At 41.2% G+C, this 18792-nt stretch carries 20 protein-coding genes; 3 read left to right on the plus strand and 17 right to left on the minus strand.

Features of this window, described 5'->3' with window-relative positions; all coding sequences use genetic code 11:
* Positions 1–10 precede the first annotated feature (10 nt).
* The 5 genes from rsmH to lysS all read right to left on the minus strand — a co-directional run bounded on the left by rsmH (position 11) and on the right by lysS (position 4176).
* Positions 11–979 (minus strand): 16S rRNA (cytosine(1402)-N(4))-methyltransferase RsmH, encoded by a 969-nt coding sequence (gene rsmH, locus WC724_01520; protein ID MFA6077678.1) that lies wholly within the window; start codon positions 977–979, stop codon positions 11–13.
* 39 nt (positions 980–1018) lie between these two features.
* Positions 1019–1453 (minus strand): division/cell wall cluster transcriptional repressor MraZ, encoded by a 435-nt coding sequence (gene mraZ, locus WC724_01525; GenBank protein MFA6077679.1) that lies wholly within the window; start codon positions 1451–1453, stop codon positions 1019–1021.
* Positions 1454–1773: 320 nt separating this feature from the next.
* Positions 1774–1896: a hypothetical protein gene (locus WC724_01530; GenBank protein MFA6077680.1), complete on the minus strand. Its 123-nt coding sequence runs from the start codon at positions 1894–1896 to the stop codon at positions 1774–1776.
* A gap of 142 nt (positions 1897–2038) precedes the next feature.
* Entirely contained in the window at positions 2039–2698 is a 660-nt protein-coding gene (locus WC724_01535; GenBank protein ID MFA6077681.1) for a Type 1 glutamine amidotransferase-like domain-containing protein, read from the minus strand.
* Between the two features lie 8 nt (positions 2699–2706).
* A complete protein-coding gene (gene lysS, locus WC724_01540; protein MFA6077682.1) occupies positions 2707–4176 on the minus strand; it encodes a lysine--tRNA ligase in 1470 nt (489 codons plus the stop codon).
* A 370-nt stretch (positions 4177–4546) separates the two neighbouring features.
* Here lysS and WC724_01545 point away from each other — a divergent pair, with 370 nt between their 5' ends.
* The gene (locus tag WC724_01545; protein MFA6077683.1) at positions 4547–4885 is read left to right on the plus strand and encodes a hypothetical protein; all 339 of its coding nucleotides are present in this window, start codon (positions 4547–4549) and stop codon (positions 4883–4885) included.
* Between the two features lie 165 nt (positions 4886–5050).
* Here WC724_01545 and greA read toward each other — a convergent pair whose 3' ends face one another.
* The 6 genes from greA to WC724_01575 all read right to left on the minus strand — a co-directional run bounded on the left by greA (position 5051) and on the right by WC724_01575 (position 10710).
* Entirely contained in the window at positions 5051–5509 is a 459-nt protein-coding gene (gene greA, locus WC724_01550) for a transcription elongation factor GreA (protein MFA6077684.1), read from the minus strand.
* Between the two features lie 132 nt (positions 5510–5641).
* Entirely contained in the window at positions 5642–7327 is a 1686-nt protein-coding gene (locus WC724_01555) for a penicillin-binding transpeptidase domain-containing protein (GenBank protein MFA6077685.1), read from the minus strand.
* A gap of 10 nt (positions 7328–7337) precedes the next feature.
* Positions 7338–7628 carry a hypothetical protein gene (locus WC724_01560; GenBank protein MFA6077686.1) on the minus strand — a complete coding sequence of 97 codons (291 nt, stop codon included), beginning with the start codon at positions 7626–7628 and terminating at the stop codon, positions 7338–7340.
* 1 nt (position 7629) lies between these two features.
* Entirely contained in the window at positions 7630–8421 is a 792-nt protein-coding gene (gene mreC, locus WC724_01565) for a rod shape-determining protein MreC (protein ID MFA6077687.1), read from the minus strand.
* On the minus strand, positions 8402–9457 hold the full coding sequence (locus WC724_01570) for a rod shape-determining protein (protein MFA6077688.1): 1056 nt from the start codon (positions 9455–9457) through the stop codon (positions 8402–8404). Before WC724_01570 ends, mreC begins: the two co-directional genes overlap by 20 nt.
* Before the next feature lie 8 nt (positions 9458–9465).
* Entirely contained in the window at positions 9466–10710 is a 1245-nt protein-coding gene (locus WC724_01575; protein ID MFA6077689.1) for an aminoacyl--tRNA ligase-related protein, read from the minus strand.
* A gap of 123 nt (positions 10711–10833) precedes the next feature.
* Between WC724_01575 and WC724_01580 the strand changes: the two genes are divergently transcribed.
* Entirely contained in the window at positions 10834–11289 is a 456-nt protein-coding gene (locus tag WC724_01580; protein MFA6077690.1) for a hypothetical protein, read from the plus strand.
* A gap of 47 nt (positions 11290–11336) precedes the next feature.
* Here WC724_01580 and rseP read toward each other — a convergent pair whose 3' ends face one another.
* From rseP to murA, 5 genes are read right to left on the minus strand one after another with little or no spacing between them, the layout of a single operon-like run.
* The gene (gene rseP / locus WC724_01585; protein MFA6077691.1) at positions 11337–12440 is read right to left on the minus strand and encodes an RIP metalloprotease RseP; all 1104 of its coding nucleotides are present in this window, start codon (positions 12438–12440) and stop codon (positions 11337–11339) included.
* 3 nt (positions 12441–12443) lie between these two features.
* Positions 12444–12995, minus strand: a complete 552-nt coding sequence (gene frr, locus WC724_01590) for a ribosome recycling factor (GenBank protein MFA6077692.1) — start codon at positions 12993–12995, stop codon at positions 12444–12446.
* 49 nt (positions 12996–13044) lie between these two features.
* A complete protein-coding gene (locus WC724_01595; protein MFA6077693.1) occupies positions 13045–13734 on the minus strand; it encodes a hypothetical protein in 690 nt (229 codons plus the stop codon).
* 30 nt (positions 13735–13764) lie between these two features.
* Positions 13765–14778: a rod shape-determining protein gene (locus WC724_01600; GenBank protein MFA6077694.1), complete on the minus strand. Its 1014-nt coding sequence runs from the start codon at positions 14776–14778 to the stop codon at positions 13765–13767.
* Positions 14779–14790: 12 nt separating this feature from the next.
* Positions 14791–16116 (minus strand): UDP-N-acetylglucosamine 1-carboxyvinyltransferase, encoded by a 1326-nt coding sequence (gene murA / locus WC724_01605; GenBank protein MFA6077695.1) that lies wholly within the window; start codon positions 16114–16116, stop codon positions 14791–14793.
* A gap of 84 nt (positions 16117–16200) precedes the next feature.
* On the opposite strand from murA, the gene priA reads away from it, so the two are divergent.
* Complete coding sequence (gene priA, locus WC724_01610; protein ID MFA6077696.1) at positions 16201–18117, plus strand: primosomal protein N'; 1917 nt, start codon at positions 16201–16203, stop codon at positions 18115–18117.
* 50 nt (positions 18118–18167) lie between these two features.
* On the opposite strand, the gene WC724_01615 is transcribed toward priA, so the two are convergent.
* Positions 18168–18656, minus strand: a complete 489-nt coding sequence (locus WC724_01615; protein ID MFA6077697.1) for a hypothetical protein — start codon at positions 18654–18656, stop codon at positions 18168–18170.
* Positions 18657–18792 lie beyond the last annotated feature (136 nt).

Below are 18792 nucleotides of genomic sequence, written 5' to 3' on the forward strand. Positions count from 1 at the left end.
CTTTTTGAACTTAAATTTTTTCGAGGATTCTCAATTTGGCACTGCGGGCTCTTGGATTTTCTTTTGTCTCTTCGTCAGTCGCAATCAATGGTCTTTTTGTAATAATTTTTGCGACACCTTCTTTTGCTTTCTCTTGAAAATATCTCTTCACGATTCTGTCTTCGATACTATGAAATGAGATGACGGCCATTCTTCCACTTGCGTTGAGAGCCTCAAATGCCTTTGGTAGCGCATCGTTTAAGGCTCCTACCTCATCATTCACCGCCATTCGAATTCCCTGAAAAGTACGTGTTGCCGGATGAATCTTTTGTTTCTTTCTTGCGCCGTAAGGAATCGCTTGCTCAATGATTGTGGAAAGTTCGGTAGTGCTTGTGATTGGACGTGCTTCCCTGTTTTCGATAATCGCTTTGGCAATTCGTCTGGCAAATTTTTCTTCACCGTATGACGAGATGATTAGCGTTAGTGTCTCTTCACTCCAACTATTCACTACATCAAGCGCCGTAACCTCTTCTGGTTTTGGCTCTTCGGCAAATGTCATCACTAGTGGTTCATCTTGCCTAAAACTGAATCCTCTTCCCGATATTTCTATCTGAGGAGAACTTAGCCCAAGATCAAACAACACTGCATCGATTTTTTCCACGTTCGCATCTTTCAGTACTAAGTCGAGATTTCGAAAGTTTGTATTAAAAAATTTTATCTCGCCCTTAAAACCAAAATCAGAAAGTGTTGCTTTTGCGCGCGTGATTGCGGCACTATCAGCATCAATGCCAATTAGTGTGCCCTTTGCTCCAATCTTTTCTGCAATTGCTTTCGTGTGACCACCAACACCAAGTGTTGCGTCAAGTGCGACAGCTCCTGCTTTTAGACTGAGACCTTCTATTGCTTCTTGTAAAAGAACTGATACATGTGAGCCCTTAGCTTCGCCCTCTTTTAGCTTATTAGGTTCAGATGGAGCACCTTTTAATATTTTCTTTTCCATGTTTTCCTAATCAGCTAACAGCTAGTTCCTAACAAGCTGTTATATTGCCCCTATCTCACCTAACTTCTCTGCCATCAAATCTGCCTGCTTACCGATATTTGCTTTGTATTCACCCCAAAGCTTTTCGTTCCAAATCTCGATGCGTCCATAAACGCCCGCGATGACGACCTTGCTCTTGAGCTCTGCGAAATCTTTTAATGCATCGGGAATCAAAACTCTTCCCAATGAATCAACGTCTGTCTCAAACGCGCTCGAAAGCATAAAACGAGAGAAGCCACGCATATCTCCTCGTCCTAGTGGTAGCTCGGAAAGTTTATCCGCAAGCTTTTCCCACTGAGGCATGGTGTACACGAAAAGACACTTATCCAGTCCGTTCGTTATTACCACTTTCTTCCCCACCTCTTTTCTGAACTTGGCGGGCAAAGAAACTCTTTTTTTATCATCCAACGTGTGGACGTATTCCCCTATAAGCATGGCTTTTAATTTCGTACCCATCGTTTCCGTTAAATGGCTAAAAACAGAAGCGATGTGGATAAAGTGGGCTAGCTAAAAATTTTCCACTTCATACCACTGCATACCATTATACCCCACCAGCTACCACTACATAGCAAAGTTATCCACAAAATTACACCAGGAAATAACTTCCATTAAAAGGCAATGGCGCTTCGTTTTTATCCTTATGTACAAACAAAAAACCACCCTAGCATTTACGCCAAGGTGGTTTTTTGTTGATAATATATTTCCCTAAAATCGCCGGTCTTAAAAGATGAGTGATCTTGGGGAAATTATTTGATTTACGCTAAATCAACAGCCTCTGTGGTTTCTTCTGTTGAAGAAGCTTCAGCAACTGTACCTTCGTCTGCAACAACGACAGTTTCTGTCGTCTCTTCTGTTCCTTCGTTTAAAATAACATCCATAGTAGTTTTTCTAAAAGGTTATCCTGACAATAAAATCCCGATTCGACTGCGTTATATTAACACGAAAAAATAAAACACGCAAGTAGGTATTTAGAGGCTTCGCCTCCAAGTGGTTATTTTCTTTTCTAATTAACTAAAATCTCTATTTATCGAGCGTCCAATAATCACCCCTTCCAACAATTTCTAACCTAGAGCCATCTATTTTAATTGCTGTCTCATCGTCGGTGGCATACACTAAAACATTAAACCTTGTTTTCTCTATATTATTTAAAAATTCTTTTCTTACGTGTTTAAACCACTCAGAATTAAGGTGTGGTATAAAAGCAAAATCATACAATCCCATTGGAGTTCCCTCTTCGCCACCATAGTCCTCTTCTGGAAATATTTCACTATTTAAATCTTCTGACAAAAAGTGCCCAGCAACCATGCTCCCTGCGCTTATTCCCATGTACACTTTTGTATTAAGTAACGGTAAAAGAAATTCTCTTATTTTATTTTCTTTAATTATTCTCGATAGATATTTTTCATTTCCTCCACCAAAGCAAATTATGTCTGCCGCCAAAAAGTGAGGTTCCCAAACCCCTGCCGGTAAAGCAACGTCGATGATGTCAATTGATTTAAAACTATATTTCTGAAAATCTTTTAAATTTTCTATAACCCAACCCTTATCATCTATTCCAGGGTTTGCTGCTGTTGGGACAAAAAGAATAGATACTTCTGCTAGTGGTTTACCAACAAGCTCTTCGAGAGCTTTTGCTATGTGCTCATTTTTTAACCCACTAGAGGTAAGTAATAATCTCATTTATTGTTTTATTCTCTCGGTCGCATCGTTGGGAACAAAATAACCTCTTTAATATTTTTCGTATTTGTCAGAATCATTACTAGTCTATCAATTCCAATTCCAACTCCAGCAGCTGGTGGCATTCCGTATTCCATTGACTCAAGGTAGCTCTCGTCCGATGGAGAAACTTCCCCTTCTCCAGCACGCTTCTTTTTGTCTTGTTCAACATATCTTTCACGCTGGTCACTTGGATCGTTGAGCTCAGAAAAAGCATTAACAACTTCAAATCCTCCGACAACAAGTTGGAATCTATCAATAAAATTCTGATTGTCTTCTTTTCGTTTTGCGAAAGGAGAAAATTCTACAGGATAATCAACAATGAATGTTGGTTGAATTAGTTTTGGTCGACAGGTTTTTTTATAAATATTGTCGATAATTTTTTCTTTTGCGTCCGAAGGAGCAACATCAATACCAAGTTGTTTTGCTTTTAAGGATAATTCATCTTTTGTTGCCACTATCAAATCAGGGATAAGGGCGTGTCGCTTTAGCAAATCAGAATAAGAAATAACACTGAATGGTTTTCCGAAATCAATTATTTCTTCCCCGTGTTCTACTTGCCCTTTCTTCACAACTTTCTTTGCAACGCGTCTTACAAGCGCTTCAACAAACTTCATCGCCTTCTTGGCATCACTATATGCCTCATAAAATTCAAGCATCGTAAACTCGGGGTTATGAGTGACATCAATCCCCTCGTTTCTAAAATTACGCCCAAGTTCAAAAACTTTTCTGAACCCTCCAACCAAAAGTTGTTTCAAATATAGTTCTGGCGCGATACGCAAAAACAAATCAATATCTAGCGCATTGTGGTGAGTTGAAAAAGGCTCGGCGGTTGCTCCGCCTGCAAGTGGTTGGAGAAGTGGTGTTTCTACCTCAAGAAATCCATTCTCATTAAGCGCTAGACGAATTTCACTTATAACCGTTGAGCGAACAATAAAACGATCACGAATTTCTGGTGCCATTAATGTGTCGAGATAACGACGACGGAATCTTTCCTCAACATCCTGTAATCCATGCCACTTGTCAGGAAGCGGACGTAAACTCTTTGAAAGCATTCTCCAGTTGGTGACAAGAATTGTTTTTTCTTTTCGTTTCGTTACAAATAAATTTCCAGATACTTCGACAAAATCTCCTATATCAACAGTATCTCTAAAAAGCTCAAAGACTGCGTCTTCTATTTCTCCCTTTTTAAGAAGCCCCTGAAACACTCCTGTGCCGTCGTTTAAATCAAAAAATATTAGCGCACCCTGTCCCCGCACAGACATAATACGCCCAACCAAAGACAATGGTTTCTTGCGCTTGGATAATTTAGAAAATTGAGTAACCGCCTCAAGAAGTGTGGCATCTACGTTTGAAACGATTGGGTAAGGCAAAACGCCCATCTCCTTCAAGACCGCGAGCTTTTTTAACCTTTCGTTTCGAATCTCTTCAAGTGAAGCCATAATTGGCCAATTATACCGTTTTTAATAAAAAAACGAAAATCATAATGATTTTTTTATAATTATTTATTATTAAGCTTTTGCATTAAAAAACACACATGTCCGCCCCTGCTGTAAAAGTCGCGCGTCAATGGACGGTCGTGCGACATGATTTCGCCTAAATCATATTCTCGTGCCACGCATAATTTCTTGCTAGAAATTAGCTCGGCCCCGACTCGCCTCGTCAGGCTCCGTCTCTCAATTGCTTCACATATCGCAATTGAGCGTCGCACTGCGCAATGTTTTTTGAGGGGTATTTTGGTGATATTGAATTCAAAAATACAACTCGCTTGGATTTTAGGAAAACACAGATGAGCCTGCTACAATTTAATATATGTCAGAAAAATTCAACCCACAACCAAATGAAAATGAGGTGAAAAATCCCTCAGAAAGGATAGCTGATTTGTCTATACTATTTAGCGAAGCCGAGTCTATTCTCTCTTCCGAGGGACGAGAGAGCGCAAAGTTATTAACACCTAAAATTTACAATGAATTAATCTCTTTAAACAAAAGGGATAAAGGAGAATATTTAACTTTATGGGTTTGGAACCCAGATGGAGATTTGAGTGAGGAGGAATTTAACGCCTTAAATCTTAAAAGAAAGTTACTGTCCAACGCCATTGGTATTATGACCGCATCTGGTGAAGTTAGGCACGACTTAAACGAGATTTAAATACAAGTAACACTTTCAGTGGTATCTCGAAAAAAACCAAAGTCTATTGTATTCCTGATACCCCAGAGATACTATAGAAAGACATTGCGCAGTGCGACGGCACGAGCATAGCAAAAACTTAGCAAAGTTTTATGTGTGTCTTTCGATAGTATCTCGAAAAAAATCTTATTCTATATCTACGATTTCGTATTGAGTGACTCCTCCTGGAGTTTTGAACTTAACAACTTCTCCTTTTTTCTTACCAAAAAGCGCTATTCCGAGAGGAGACATATTTGAAATCTTACCAACAGACATATCTGCTTCCTCAGAACCAACAACCTCAAATTTTTGAGTTACAGAACTTCCTGATTTTTTAACGTGAACAGTTGAACCAACTTCCACCATATTGCTGTGGTGTTTTTCAATAACAACAGCTGACTTTAGTATTTCCTCAATCTGAGCTATGCGCTCTTCTGTTTTGGCCTGATCTTCGCGGGCTTGAAGGTATTCTGCATTTTCCGAAAGGTCTCCAAGAGACTTTGCATATTCAAGTTGTTCCGCAATTTCTTTGCGTTTTGTCCCTTTCAAGAACAAGACCTCAGCCGATAATTCCTCAATTTTTTGTTTACTTAATTGATATTCCATAATTTAATAGTTGCGGTATTGTAGCGAAAAAGTGACCCGAAAGCAACAAACAGTAAAACTACAAAAGAAATAGCTAGATTAGTAAAATTAGTTCATTTAAACACAATAGAAACTATCCACTAACCAAATTCCCTATTTAAAATACTCCGGAGTATTAACTGTCATCCACTCAAGAACCTGACGCATAACATAAAGCCCTCCGATTGTATTTTCATGAGGCCCTCTCTCCATCACCACAACAAAAGCATAGCGTGGATTTTCGTATGGGAAAAATCCAGTAATCCAAGAGTTAACAAACTGTTTCTGTGCGCCGAGCTCTGCAGTACCGGTCTTTGCCCCAACAGAAACACCACCCATCTGAAGACCTTTTGCGGTACCCTCATCAACAGCCAACTTCATCCCCTCTCGTATAATCCTAAAATTATCAGCGGAAATAGAAACAACTTTCGTTGGAAGATTCTGTTCTCCTGTTGTTATATGTGGGGTATAAAGTTTCCCCCCGTTTGCAACTGCAGCTATAGCGCGCACTAATTGAAGTGGCGAAACCTGAGAACCATATTGCCCAATCGAAGTATGATACGTGTCGCCTAAAAGCCATTTTGCACCATCGAAATTTTTTTCTTTCCACTCTGGGCTAGGAATGGTTCCTGCAACCTCTGTCGCAAAGTTAATACCAATTTTCTCGCCAAAGCCAAAAGCTCGCATTATGTTTCCAATCTCCACAACACCCAATCCTTTTTGGTCCGCATATCCACCGCCGATAGCATAAAAATAAACGTCACTCGAGACAGCGAGGGCTCGCCTTACATCTGTCCATCCATTTGCCCTCCAGTCCTTAAAAATAGATGGTTTGTCTGGAAAATACGGATTTGGGATAGAGATGGAGCCAGAAGAATAAATCTGCTTGTTTGGGTCAATTATCTTTTTTTCTAGAGCACCTGCAGCAAGAAACGGTTTTACGGTTGACCCCGGAGTATACAACCCCGCTGTCACGCGGTTTAGAAATGGTTTATTTTTATTTGAAAGAAGCGCATTTATGATGCGAGTCTCATCTCCGTTTGAAAGTATTTGGGAGTTATATTCTGGATAACTAGTAAGTGCGAGTATCTCTCCATTATTAACATCTATGATAACCCCCGCCCCGCCCGTAAAACCAACCTGATTTGAAAGAGCCTCCATACTCTCGTAAAGCTTCGCAGAAACACGTGCGTCAACAGAAAGCGTCACGTTTCCTCCATCAACAGGAAGCCTCTGTGACACTTCTGATTTTAATTTTCCCGTCACATCTGACTCAACCAATCTGACCCCATTTTCGCCACGCAACATTTCATCAAATTCTCTTTCTGCACCCTGCTGGCCGGTTATTTCTGTTTGCCAAAAGTTACCACTGGAATCTAGTTTGGGATGACTTACGTAACCAACAAGATGAGCAAGACCGGGCGCAGTAGAATAGCTACGTTTTGGAAACAAATCATTTTCCCCAATCGTATTCCAAGCCAATTCAGTTTTATTTCGATCATAAATAACCCCCCTCACTGAAAAAATCGGGATGTGTTTGAGGTGATTGCGCTCACTTGTTCGAGCGTATTCTTCCCCGAGAGCAACTTGGAACCACCAAACACGACCAACGAAAATCAAACCAACCAACGCAAAAAACCCTCCAATCAAAAAAATACTCCCCCTAGAAATTGGCTTTTCAATTCTTCCTTCCATGTGATGAGTATCAAACCCGGGACGGTTCGCAGAATCTAGAAAAATCTCATCGGGGTCGAAGTTTTTTGAGATTATTGAATTTCTTTTATTTCTTCTAAATATCATTCTTTTAATTTTAATAGAAAGAGAGACGACGCTTAAGCCAAGAAATCACAAAGTAAAAAACAGTAGCAAAAAGAGTGGAGACCAAGGGGAAATTGTAAAACTTTTCCTCTGGTATGCCATAAAGAAGGTCAATTAATAATAATGCAAAAATTCCCTCGAAGTATTTTTCAAATAAAAATAATCCAGCAATGTATAAAACAAAACTACACCACCATGGCGCAAAAAATATACTGGAAACAAGAATCGCAAAAAACAAGATTCGAACTCCTAAAATAAATGAAAAAGACTTTTCGTTATTCATTTCAATTGATTAGTACCTCAACAAGTTTTAATTCCTGCATATTAAACGGGGTCTTCAGCAAGATAACCTGAAAAGGGCTTCGTGGATCATTCACAACTGCACCAACCGTAGCAATCAAAAATGGGTTGAGTCCTAAAGAAACAACTTGTGCATCAACAGGAACATTAACATCCCTCGGAAGAGTAGCTTCAAAATTGCCGTTTCCTAAACCACGTAAAGAGACGCTTATATTGCCTTCAGATATTAGCCCTGCAGTTATCTTTCCTGGTGAAGAAAACATTTCAACTTTGGAAGTGGCGTCACCAACATTAAAAACTTCGCCAACAACCGTACCTCCATATGTCAAAACCTGAGCTCCATTAACTATTCCACTATCAACCCCAACATCAAGGACCATGGTGTCATACGGAGAACGATTTGGTTTTGCAATTATTGCAGCGAGTACTGATCTTTTTTCAGATTTTCTCCCAAGAATATCCTTGAGTTCTGTGTTTTCCTGTGCCAATCTATCTCGCTCAAGAGAAAGAAGAGCAAAGCCAACATGTTCTGCTTTTAGGCGTGTATTTTCTTGAGAAAGTGAATTCTTAAACTGTATTGCTGACCAAAAACCAGAAAAGAAACTAGCAACACCGTCCTTTCCTTCAGAAACCAAAGCCAAAGAATTTTGAGTGCTATTTCCAAGCTGTGCAACAAACCCTTTCGCATAAACACCAGACACCACAATGAGAGTGAGGGCAATCACAGGAACAAATACTTTAAAATAATTTTTCTTTTTATCTCGGTGGTAAATCATCTTGTTTTTCAATAAGAATATCCTGATGGAAAACAAGGTCTTCCAAAATAATTCCAGTTCCTCTCGCTACAGCCGAAAGAGGATCGTCAGAAATATAAACTGGAATCTTCAAAACGCTATTGAGGTATGGGGCAAGTCCTTGAATAAGAGCTCCTCCTCCAACCAAGACGATACCACGATTCATAATATCGGATGTAACTTCGGGTGGTGTTCGTTCAAGCACCTCTTTAACTGAATCCATCAAATTACCAATGGATGCGGAAATCGCTTCTCTAATGTCAGCGTCGGTGACTATAACTTCGCGAGGTAATCCTGTTATCAAGTCTCGTCCTTTTATTGATGACTCAATTGTCTCTCCTGTATCGAAAACAGAACCAATTGCAATCTTTACGCCTTCAGCTGTTTTCTCCCCTATCAATATTTTAAACTCATCACGCAAATACGAAATAATATCTTCATTCAATCTATCTCCGGCAATTTTCAGATTTTTCGAAGCAACAATACCACCAAGAGAAATGACGGCAATGTCTGTTGTTCCACCACCAATATCAATAATCATTGAACCAACAGGATCTTTAACAGGAAGACGAATTCCAATCGCTGCAGCCATTGGTTCCTCAACAATGTGCACTTCGCGAGCGCCAGCGTTCCTGGTTGCATCATAAACCGCGCGAATCTCCACGTTGGTAATACCGGAAGGCACACCCACAACAACGCGAGGGCGAATTGGTTTTTTTGCAATACGGTCAGCTTTGTTGATTAGATAAGCAATCATCTCCTCTGTCACTTCAAAGTCAGATATAACTCCATCAACCAATGGACGAATGGCCTTGATATGCCCTGGCGTACGTCCCAACATTTGCTTTGCTTCCATACCGACAGCAACAACTTGTCCCGTTTTTTGATTAACAGCGACAACAGACGGTTCGTTGATAACAATGCCGTGCCCTTTCAGATAAACAAGCGTATTTGCAGTACCAAGATCAATACCGATATCGTTTGAGAAAACTGAGTAAATTTTGTCGAATGGTTTCATTTAATTATTTAGGAAAGTTCTGCGATTATCTTATCGATTGCCACAATACTGGAATCTTTTTCTGTACGCTTTTTTACTTCAACTCCCCCAGCCTTCAAACTTTTTTCTGATACCAACACTCGATATGGGATTCCAATCAAATCCGCATCTGCAAATTTTTCTCCCGCAGTTTTATCTCCACGGTCATCATGAAGAGTTTCAATCCCTGCACTGTTCAACATTTCATAAACCTCCTTCGCTTTTTTAGAAACCTCTGCATCAGAACTAGCAAGCTCAAGTAGGTGCACTTTGAAAGGGGCAATCTCTTCTGGCCAAACCATTCCCTTATCGTCGGAAGTAACTTCAACCACGGTCCCCATTAATCTTCCTAGCCCAATACCATAACAACCCATGATCACATCTTTGTCGCTACCATCTTCATCTTTGTATACAAGATTGAAAGGTTTGGAATATTTTGTCTTAAGTTCAAAAATGTTTCCAACTTCAATCGCCTTTTCTTTACGCAAATCAGATTCTCCACACTTGGGGCAAGTGCTCTGGTCGGCAATTATTTCCTCGTTAACAGCGATGCGGCAATTGTCGCAAATATGAATAGTATCTTCCCCCGCCACTGCGATTGTCTGAAATTCGTGGGAATATCTAGAAAAGCTACCACCCGAAGCAAAAGTAAAATATGTATTTTCGCCAATGCCTGCACGCTTAAAGATATTTTCGTATGAAGTCTTCATAACTTCATAGTACTTTTTCAAATCTTCTTCGTCTTTGTGGAAGGAGTACAAATCTTTCATTATGAATTCGCGCCCGCGCAAAATACCAGACTTCGCGCGCAACTCCATACGAAATTTATTTTGAATTTGATAAAGATAAACTGGAAGATCGCGATATGAAGAAACAAATTTTTTCACCAACGGAACGACGACCTCTTCGTGCGTCGGACCGAGAGCATTCTCACGCCCAGAACTATCGGACACTTTATAAAGATCGTCCATTGTCTCCCAGCGACCAGTTGTCTCCCAATTTTCTTTCGGATGAAGCGATGGCATCAAAATTTCAACGCCTTCTGCCTTGTTCATTTCCTCGCGGATTATATTTTCAATCTTTTTTAAAACACGTAAACCAAGTGGTAGGTATGTATAGACACCAGCTTGTAATTTATCGACAAAACCAGCTCTTATGAGAAGCTCCGCGTTTTTAGACACCTCATCGGCAGGCGCTTCCTTTCGTGGTTTTGTAAAGAGTTTTGATTGCAACATAGTGCTATCTTACACTACTTTTTTAAGAAAAAGAAAAAATTGACAAAACGAGGTAAATGACGTAAAGTTCGAAACAGAAATAATCTAGCTGGTTCTGTCACAAAACTGAATAAGGAGAATATCTTGACCAAACTTGACTTTAAGATACTGGCAATACTAACCACCATCGCTCTGTTTATTGGTGCGATGATTGCAACCGCCACCGAAAGCAAAACGCTTTTGTTTCTGGTAATAACCGCTTTCGTCACCTTTTGGGTAGGCGTAGCGTGGGCGTCTTTTCTGACCGAGCGTGGAATGCGGGAAAAATTCAGCCACCCACTCCCGCTCATCGACGAAGACGGGAACCTTCATCTTTTCATGAAGGTCGGGGGCTACTACAAAGTTCTCGCGTGTCTGAACTCTCACCGTGAAGCCGGAGAACATCTGTACGTACTTCGTGCAACAAGTGGCGGTGAGGACGGCAAGGTTTTACTCGCATGGGCAGAAGAACGTCTCAATCTACCAACCAATTTCCAGGTCGTCAAAATGACCGAACAGCGTGGGGAGAGAATACGGATAACGTCCTTCGTCTTCGAGTAAGTTCCGCCAGTTTTTCAATCGCCCGCTATATGCGGGCGATTTTTCATTTACCCAATCAATCTTGCAATATCGTGATACGTCACAACGAGCATCAAAATAATCAAAATTGCAAAACCGATAAGATTAACAGTATTGGCTACTATCGGTTTTATTGGCGAACCCTTAATCCATTCGATAATCACAAAAAAGAATCGTCCGCCGTCTAACGCTGGAAATGGAAGAAGGTTCAAGATTGCAAGGTTAACAGAAATCAAAGCGGTAAAAGAAAGCAAGTAAGCAAAACCAAACTTACTTGCCTCCCCTACCATCCCAACAATTCCAACCGGACCAGTGAGTGACGATATTTCAGATTTACCATTAAACATTCCACCAACCAAATCCCCGAGCGATGCGATAGTAAGATACGAAAGTGAACCTGTCGTCTTGAGCCCTTGCCAAATAGCTTCAGTTGGCGAGAGTTTTATAATTCCAATTTCATCAATAACAACACCAACAGCATAAGTGCCACCAGGAACACTAGCAGGAGTAACAGAAATGTCGTTTGTCACACCGGCACGAGAAAAACTAATATCAATAGACTCGCCCTTATGCTCCTGAACAAACTTTCTAAAATTATCTGGTTTTAATTGTGCTAATTTTTCCGCCTCAACTTCAACAGATAAGATTTGATCCCCTGCTTCCAGCCCTGCCACATTCGCAGGAGAACCTTTTGAAACATCGAGCACCACCAATTTTGTATCACGTAAGCCTTCGGCAAATACTGACTGGGCGGATGTTGGCAACCCAACCATATAGCTTGTGGAAAAAAGTACCCACGCCAAAAGGGCGTTAAAAAATATACCGGCAAGCAAAACTCCGCTTTGAACCCACTTTGGCTGAGCACCAAAACTTCGTGACAAGTCCTCCTTACTTTCTTTCACCTCGTCTTCAAATTCTGCCGGATTCTCACCAAAAATTTTAACGAAACCTCCAAACGGCAAAAGATTTAGGCTGTATTGTGTTTCTCCTCTCTTCCACGAAAAAATCTTTGGAGGAAAACCAATAGCAAATTCATCAACGCGAATTTTTGCCCATTTTGCTGTTATAAAATGCCCAAACTCATGCACCAAAATGAGGACGAAAAGAATTATAAGAAAAAGAATAATTGACATGTATTAACTTAAGATATCTTTCTCTTTGCGTTGTGTAAATTCTTCAAGTCTAGAATTAGCCTCATCTACAAACTTTTGAAGCTCATCTTTGTATCTAAATTTTTCATCCTCTGTTATTAAGCCGTCACGTTCTTGAGCTTGAATATCGGACCAAACTTTCTCTCTTTCTGTTCGCACAGAAATACGAGCTTCTTCTAGTTTGCTCTTTGATAATTTTATTAACATCTCGCGACGCTCAGAAGAAAGTTGAGGGAAAGAAACCCTAAGACCTTCGTCGTCTGTTGAAACAGAGAGTCCAAGATTTGCCGAGGAGATAGCACGTTCTATTTCTTTAACATGAGCTTTGTCCCATGGCGCAATACGTAAAGTACGTGGGTCTTCAATCGAAACTGTTGCCAAGTGAACTATCGGGGTACGAGCGCCATAAGCCTCAACCAAGACACCGTCTAAAATAGCTGGGGCTGCTCGACCAGTATGAAGCGAAGTAAATTCGTGGAGTAACCACTCGTCTACTTTCTTAAGTTCATCTTTAAATTGCTGAAAACTGTAAGCCATATTGATGTGTAGTATATGGTATTTTTTAATGAATTCAAACTTTTAAGCGCTAGAGCGTAATTGCCAAATATTCCACAATCATTTTTATTGATGGCGAGCGGTCTCGCAAATAACCGCGGAATTTTATTACCGTCTCAAGGGTTGCCACTTCTTCTGGTGTTGTCTTTCCATTAATTTTTTTACTTAAAACCTCTTGAAGTGCGTCCATAAAAAGAGAAGTGCGCTCTCGGTCTTTGTCTGCTATAAGTTTTTTTATGAACGGCATTTGGAGCCTCTCTGTTGGTTCCTTCTTTAAAAACTCATTGGCAATCTCCTGTATTTCACCCGCCTCGTCTAATGTTTCCCCTCCCAAAACCACAACCATTCGTGAACGTAGCGTTGGAAGTATTGCCCGCGCATCTTTAAGAACAATAAAAAAATGAGTTCCTGCTGTTGGTTCTTCAAAAACTTTAAGGAGAGAATTTTGAGCCTCACGAGTAAAGCTCAAAGCCGAAACTACAAAAATTTTATAATCACCGCCAAGTGATTTTTCGGACTGCTTGCGCTTAAGTTCTCGCCCTTCGTCTATTCCAAGCGTTTCGTAATGAGCAATAAAAAAATCAGGATTAGCCTGACTTACAAGTCCAAAGGCTTTTTCAATTTCTGAAACAAGTTCTGGCACCAAGGTGGTTTCTCCCTCAATCAAATAAGCGTGGTGTAAGTTACCACTACCTTTATATGTCTCAAAAATTGTTTTCATTTTAATTTACAAGATTAAGCCTTGTAAAAACTATCGCTTCGCGATTATCGACTTTTTGTAAACATCGAGGTGCTCAAGTGCGATTCCAGTCCCCTTCGCCACACAATACAATGGGTCCTCGGCCATAGTCGCCTTAACTCCAGTGCGACGAAAAACAAGTTCTGGAAAATTACGAAGCATAGAGGTTCCTCCGGTCATGATTATTCCATTATCTATAATATCCGCCGAGAGCTCTGGTGGAGTATCCTGAAGAACGTCTTTAATCGCTTTTATCATCTGTCTTAGTTCTTTATCTATCGCCTTAACGATTTCATTTGTTGAAATTTGTGCAGTACGTGGAAGTCCTGCGATGAAATCGCGACCTTTGATGGTCATCGTCAATTCTTCGTCCATTGGCGTTGCCGAACCAATCTGAATTTTTATATCTTCTGCTGTCTTGTCTCCGATAGCCAAGTTAAAAGTTTTTTTAATGTAATCCGTAATTGCAGCATCAATACGATTGCCTGCGCACTTCACAGAGTTTGATGCAACAATCCCACCGAGCGAAATAACAGCAACGTCTGTCGTACCACCACCAATATCAACAACCATATGCCCTCGAGGTTCATGAATTGGAATACCTGCGCCGATTGCCGCCAAAATTGGTTCCTTCACAACATAGGCGTTTTTTGCCCCAGCTTTAATTGCAGCCTCCACGACAGCACGACGTTCTGTTGACGTTACCCCCGCAGGAACAGAAACCATCACCTCTGGTTTAAAAATACTAAACTTCCCCATCGCCTTACCAATATAATAACGAAGCATCGCTTCGGTCACGCGATAATCAGCAATCACACCATCTCTCATTGGTCGATAAGCAATAATGCTATCTGGAGTTTTACCAATCATATCTTTTGCTTCAATACCAACAGCCAAAATTTTGTTTTCTTGTTCAGAAACAGCAACAACTGAAGGTTCGTTTAAAACAACTCCCTTTCCAGGAAGGTACACGAGGGTATTTGCTGTCCCTAAATCTATTCCAAGTTTTTTTGTAAAAAATGACATTTATTTCGTGTGTTAAGCCACCACCGAGTCCGCGACCGGCATCCTTTCAATTGAAACGCCGATTGCTCTTAGGCGCTCCTCAACTCTCTCATACCCTCTATCAATGTTATAGACATTATGGATAACAGATTCACCTTTGGCAACAATACCCGCAATAACAAAGGCTAGCCCCGCTCGAAGGTCTGGGCTTTCAAGCTCCTTAGAATTAAGGGGTGTTGGTCCAGAAATTTTTACACGATGAGGATCAAACATTGTTATTTCTGCCCCCATTCTGTTTAACCATTCAACATAATTTAAACGTCCCTCAAAAATTGTCTCGAAAACCAAACTGTCACCTTTTGCTTGTGTAAGAAAAACCACCATTGGCGCTTGGATGTCAGTTGGGAATCCTGGGTATTCGTGTGTCTTTATATCAACAGCGTTGAGTTGAACTTTTTTCTTTCCAGAAACTTTTACCGTAATAGTATTTGTGCCGACCTTAATCGGAACTCCAGAATACGTAAGTACTTCAATCAAAGATTCTAAATGTTTTGGTTCGCAGTCTGTGATAGTGACATCCTCTCCGAGTAGCGCCGCGATAACAAGAAAACTACCAGCTTCAATTCTGTCAGGTGTCGTAATGTAAGCCTTACCTTTACTCTTTAATTTTGAAGTTCCAGTAATTGTGATTGTTGATGTTCCTGCGCCAATAATCTTTGCCCCACAACTATTCAAATATTCCGCTAATGTCTCAATTTCAGGCTCAAGAGCAGCATTTTTAATGACTGTTTTACCCTCGGCTAAAACCGCTGCCATCATAAACGTTTCTGTTCCTGTAACGCTTTGGTTCCTGAAAAATATTTCTGCCCCCCGAAGTTTTCCGCCACGAGCAGAGATGACGTAATAAGCTTTCCCTTTTTCCCCAGACACAGAAATCTTTGCCCCCATTTTTTTGAAACCTTCCAAGAATAAATCAATCGGTCGCGCACCAATAACACATCCACCTGGATGTGGAAAATGGACTGTCCCAAAACGTGCAAGTAGTGGACCAGTAAGGACAATAGAAGCACGCAAGCGCTTGGCGATCTCAACTGACATTTTCCCGTTACGCATTCCTGTAGTAGAAATTTCCAAGACCCCTTTATTCTTATACTGCACATCAGCTCCTAAGTCGGTGAGTAAATCCCCCATTCGATTAACATCTTCAATCTCAGGAACATTCTTCATTGTGAGCTTGTCGTCAAAAAGAATAGAAGCAGCCATAACCTTTAGGGCTGCATTTTTTGCGCCACGTACGGCAATTTTTCCACGCAATTTTCGCATGCCTGCCAACCCTTTGATTAGAAAAATCTCTTTCATTGCACCATCTTACTTGGTTTTTAGTGCATCTCCAAATTCTACTTAAAAACTAGTTTGTGGAGCATTTTTGCTATACTGGAATTTATGCAGATTAGCCTCGTGACCGTTATGCCAATCGGAAAAAGCGTCTTCAAAGAACGCTTGTCTTATTTTTCGGTTGAAAACTTACCACTTGGCTCGGTTGTTAATGTCCCCCTCCGAGGACGAAGTATTCCTGCACTCGTTGTTTTGGTTGAAAGTGCAGAGGATAGTAAGGCAAAAATACGAGCTGCTTCCTTTGCAATAAAGAAAATAGAAAACGGAAAACCACGTCAACTTTTCTCGTCTGCCTTTATCGCCGCGGCCGACGAAGCGGCAGAATATTTCGCGGCACCAGCTGGCGCAATCATTGAACTATTTTCACCAAAAGCAATTCTTGAAGAAAGCGCCACCGCCGGAGAAGTAATTTCTGTTCCAAGAAAAGAACGCCCAATAACAGCAGAACAATTTGTTTTTCAGTCTGACGAGGAAGAACGACTCGTTACTTATCGTAGTTTATTTAGAGAAGAGTTCGCCCGAGGGTTTTCCCTTTTTCTTTGCCTTCCAACCATAGAAGACGTAGAACGTTATACAACTCTCTTAGCCAAAGGCATTGAAGGATATGTCGTCACCCTACACAGCGAACTCTCAAAAAAAGAAATGGTTAGTCGTTGGCAAAGAATTGCTTCCGATACTCATCCACTTTTAATAATTGGAACTAGTACATTCCTATCAGTTCCTCGAAATGACATTTCGACGTTTATCGTCGAGAAAGAATCGAGCAATGCTTATCGTCGTATGGGGCGTCCACACGTTGACGCCCGCACGTTTGCCGAATTTTTGGCTAAAAAAAGTGGGGCTAGACTTATTTTTGGAGACACAATTCTTCGCGCCGAAACCCTCTACCGCCATGATGAGCACGAGTTCCCAGAATGGCGCCCCGTAAAATTACGCCTTCGCGCGCAAGCTGAAACAGTTGTTATTGATATGAAAAAAGAGCTTGAAAAGGCGTCTCCCAAAAAAACATACCCAATAATAAGTGAGCGCCTTGTTAACGAAATAAGGGAAACGATAGAACGTAACGGAAATATTTTCGTTTTTGCTGGACGACGTGGACTTGCTCCAGTAACCGTCTGCGAAGACTGCGGGGAAACTCTTATGTGTGGGCACTGCACAAGTCCTATGGTTCTTCACGAAGAAGGATCTCTCCGTTTTTATCTTTGTCATCAATGTGGAAAGAAAATAATTTTAGGAAAACAAACCGAAGACTTGTGTCGCAATTGCGGAAGCTGGCGAATGAAACCACTTGGTACCGGAAGTGGTCGTATTGAAAGCGAACTTGAAAAAAAGTTTCCACGCTTAAACATTGTTCGCCTCGATAGCGATGTCGCTAAAACCCGAAAATCAATCACTAAGGCTATTAAAGAATTCTACGGCTCGAAAGCAACTCTGCTTATCGGAACAGAACTTGCCCTTCCGTACCTCACAGAAGAAATTGACTGTGTTGCGGCCGTCGGTATTGATTCTCTTTTTACAATTCCAGATTTTCGAATAGAAGAACGGGTATTCCAAACACTCTCATACTTAAAAACACGAGCACGAAGAATATTTATTATTCAAACAAGGGACAAAGACAGAGAACTATTAAGCGATGTTTCAAAAGGAGACCTAGTGGGCTTCTACAGACGTGAACTTGCTGAAAGAAAACAATTTGGCTATCCGCCTTTCGCTAAGCTTCTCAAAATCACCTACCGTGGAAAACGCGACGAGGCCGAGCGCGAAATGGCGCGACTTCACAACTATCTTCGAGTTGATCAATTCCCAATTTTCCCCGCTTTTATACCAGAAGTTAAAAAGGAGTACCGCCTACATGGCCTACTTTCTTTCGAACCAAAACAGTGGCCCCGCAAAGATCTTATCGAAAAGCTAAAGAGTCTCCCACTTCAATTTGATATTGAAGTCGATCCTGAAACAATTTTATAAAAAAATAAAGGGCCCATCTTGCGACGAGCCCTTTTGAGCACCACGTGTTGTCAAGCGGTACAGATAACACTCATTTCCACCATCCGCCCAAGCGGAATGTCGTCCGATGAACACTCGGAAACGGGGTCAATGATTTCGACGAAACCTCGGCCGTCGTCAGGGTCACCTTCGTAGCCGGTAATTTTGAACGACACCTGAACTCCGTTGTTCAAAGTGAATTCACAACTGTCGTTGAGTTCGCCGCGGATAAAGCTCGGAATCTTCAGCGCCATCTGTAAACCGCGAATTTCCTTTTCCGCGATAATCTTTGCCGTGTCGTTGGTGAACCGGAGGTACCCCAACTCGTCGCCCCTACAGTGAAACGCGAGTTGTTGTATTCCGTTCCCAATGGGCGCGTCGTCGGGAAAACTTTCCCAATGTGACACCTCTCGTGCTCCGATATCGCACAGATCCAAAAAGGTCTCGGTCAAGAGGGCGTGTTGGGTCAGGAAAACGTAGAAAAACAGGTGGTTGTTTCGCGCAAGCGCGTTTTTGTCCATGTGTACACTCCTTATATAGTGGACGGTTTTAAACTACAGGAGAACTTTAGGCTGTTGCCACGCTACCACCCATAATCAAATACGTCAACGATACGCAATTTACCAGCACTACGTAGTGTTTTCAAAAATCATACGT

The organism is Candidatus Paceibacterota bacterium, assembly GCA_041661305.1.
Lineage (GTDB): Bacteria > Patescibacteriota > Minisyncoccia > Phycocordibacterales > VMEP01 > VMEP01.

Coding starts and splice junctions, on each gene's coding strand:
- WC724_01560 (MFA6077686.1), bottom strand. CDS start 7,628: ATGAATAACGAAAAGTCTTTTTCATTTATTTTAGGAGTTCGAATCTTG.
- mraZ (MFA6077679.1), bottom strand. CDS start 1,453: ATGCTTATAGGGGAATACGTCCACACGTTGGATGATAAAAAAAGAGTT.
- WC724_01530 (MFA6077680.1), bottom strand. CDS start 1,896: ATGGATGTTATTTTAAACGAAGGAACAGAAGAGACGACAGAAACTGTC.
- WC724_01575 (MFA6077689.1), bottom strand. CDS start 10,710: ATGTTGCAATCAAAACTCTTTACAAAACCACGAAAGGAAGCGCCTGCC.
- WC724_01600 (MFA6077694.1), bottom strand. CDS start 14,778: ATGTCATTTTTTACAAAAAAACTTGGAATAGATTTAGGGACAGCAAAT.
- WC724_01570 (MFA6077688.1), bottom strand. CDS start 9,457: ATGAAACCATTCGACAAAATTTACTCAGTTTTCTCAAACGATATCGGT.
- WC724_01545 (MFA6077683.1), top strand. CDS start 4,547: ATGTCAGAAAAATTCAACCCACAACCAAATGAAAATGAGGTGAAAAAT.
- mreC (MFA6077687.1), bottom strand. CDS start 8,421: ATGATTTACCACCGAGATAAAAAGAAAAATTATTTTAAAGTATTTGTT.
- rseP (MFA6077691.1), bottom strand. CDS start 12,440: ATGTCAATTATTCTTTTTCTTATAATTCTTTTCGTCCTCATTTTGGTG.
- murA (MFA6077695.1), bottom strand. CDS start 16,116: ATGAAAGAGATTTTTCTAATCAAAGGGTTGGCAGGCATGCGAAAATTG.
- frr (MFA6077692.1), bottom strand. CDS start 12,995: ATGGCTTACAGTTTTCAGCAATTTAAAGATGAACTTAAGAAAGTAGAC.
- WC724_01555 (MFA6077685.1), bottom strand. CDS start 7,327: ATGATATTTAGAAGAAATAAAAGAAATTCAATAATCTCAAAAAACTTC.
- WC724_01535 (MFA6077681.1), bottom strand. CDS start 2,698: ATGAGATTATTACTTACCTCTAGTGGGTTAAAAAATGAGCACATAGCA.
- priA (MFA6077696.1), top strand. CDS start 16,201: ATGCAGATTAGCCTCGTGACCGTTATGCCAATCGGAAAAAGCGTCTTC.
- rsmH (MFA6077678.1), bottom strand. CDS start 979: ATGGAAAAGAAAATATTAAAAGGTGCTCCATCTGAACCTAATAAGCTA.
- WC724_01595 (MFA6077693.1), bottom strand. CDS start 13,734: ATGAAAACAATTTTTGAGACATATAAAGGTAGTGGTAACTTACACCAC.
- WC724_01615 (MFA6077697.1), bottom strand. CDS start 18,656: ATGGACAAAAACGCGCTTGCGCGAAACAACCACCTGTTTTTCTACGTT.
- lysS (MFA6077682.1), bottom strand. CDS start 4,176: ATGGCTTCACTTGAAGAGATTCGAAACGAAAGGTTAAAAAAGCTCGCG.
- greA (MFA6077684.1), bottom strand. CDS start 5,509: ATGGAATATCAATTAAGTAAACAAAAAATTGAGGAATTATCGGCTGAG.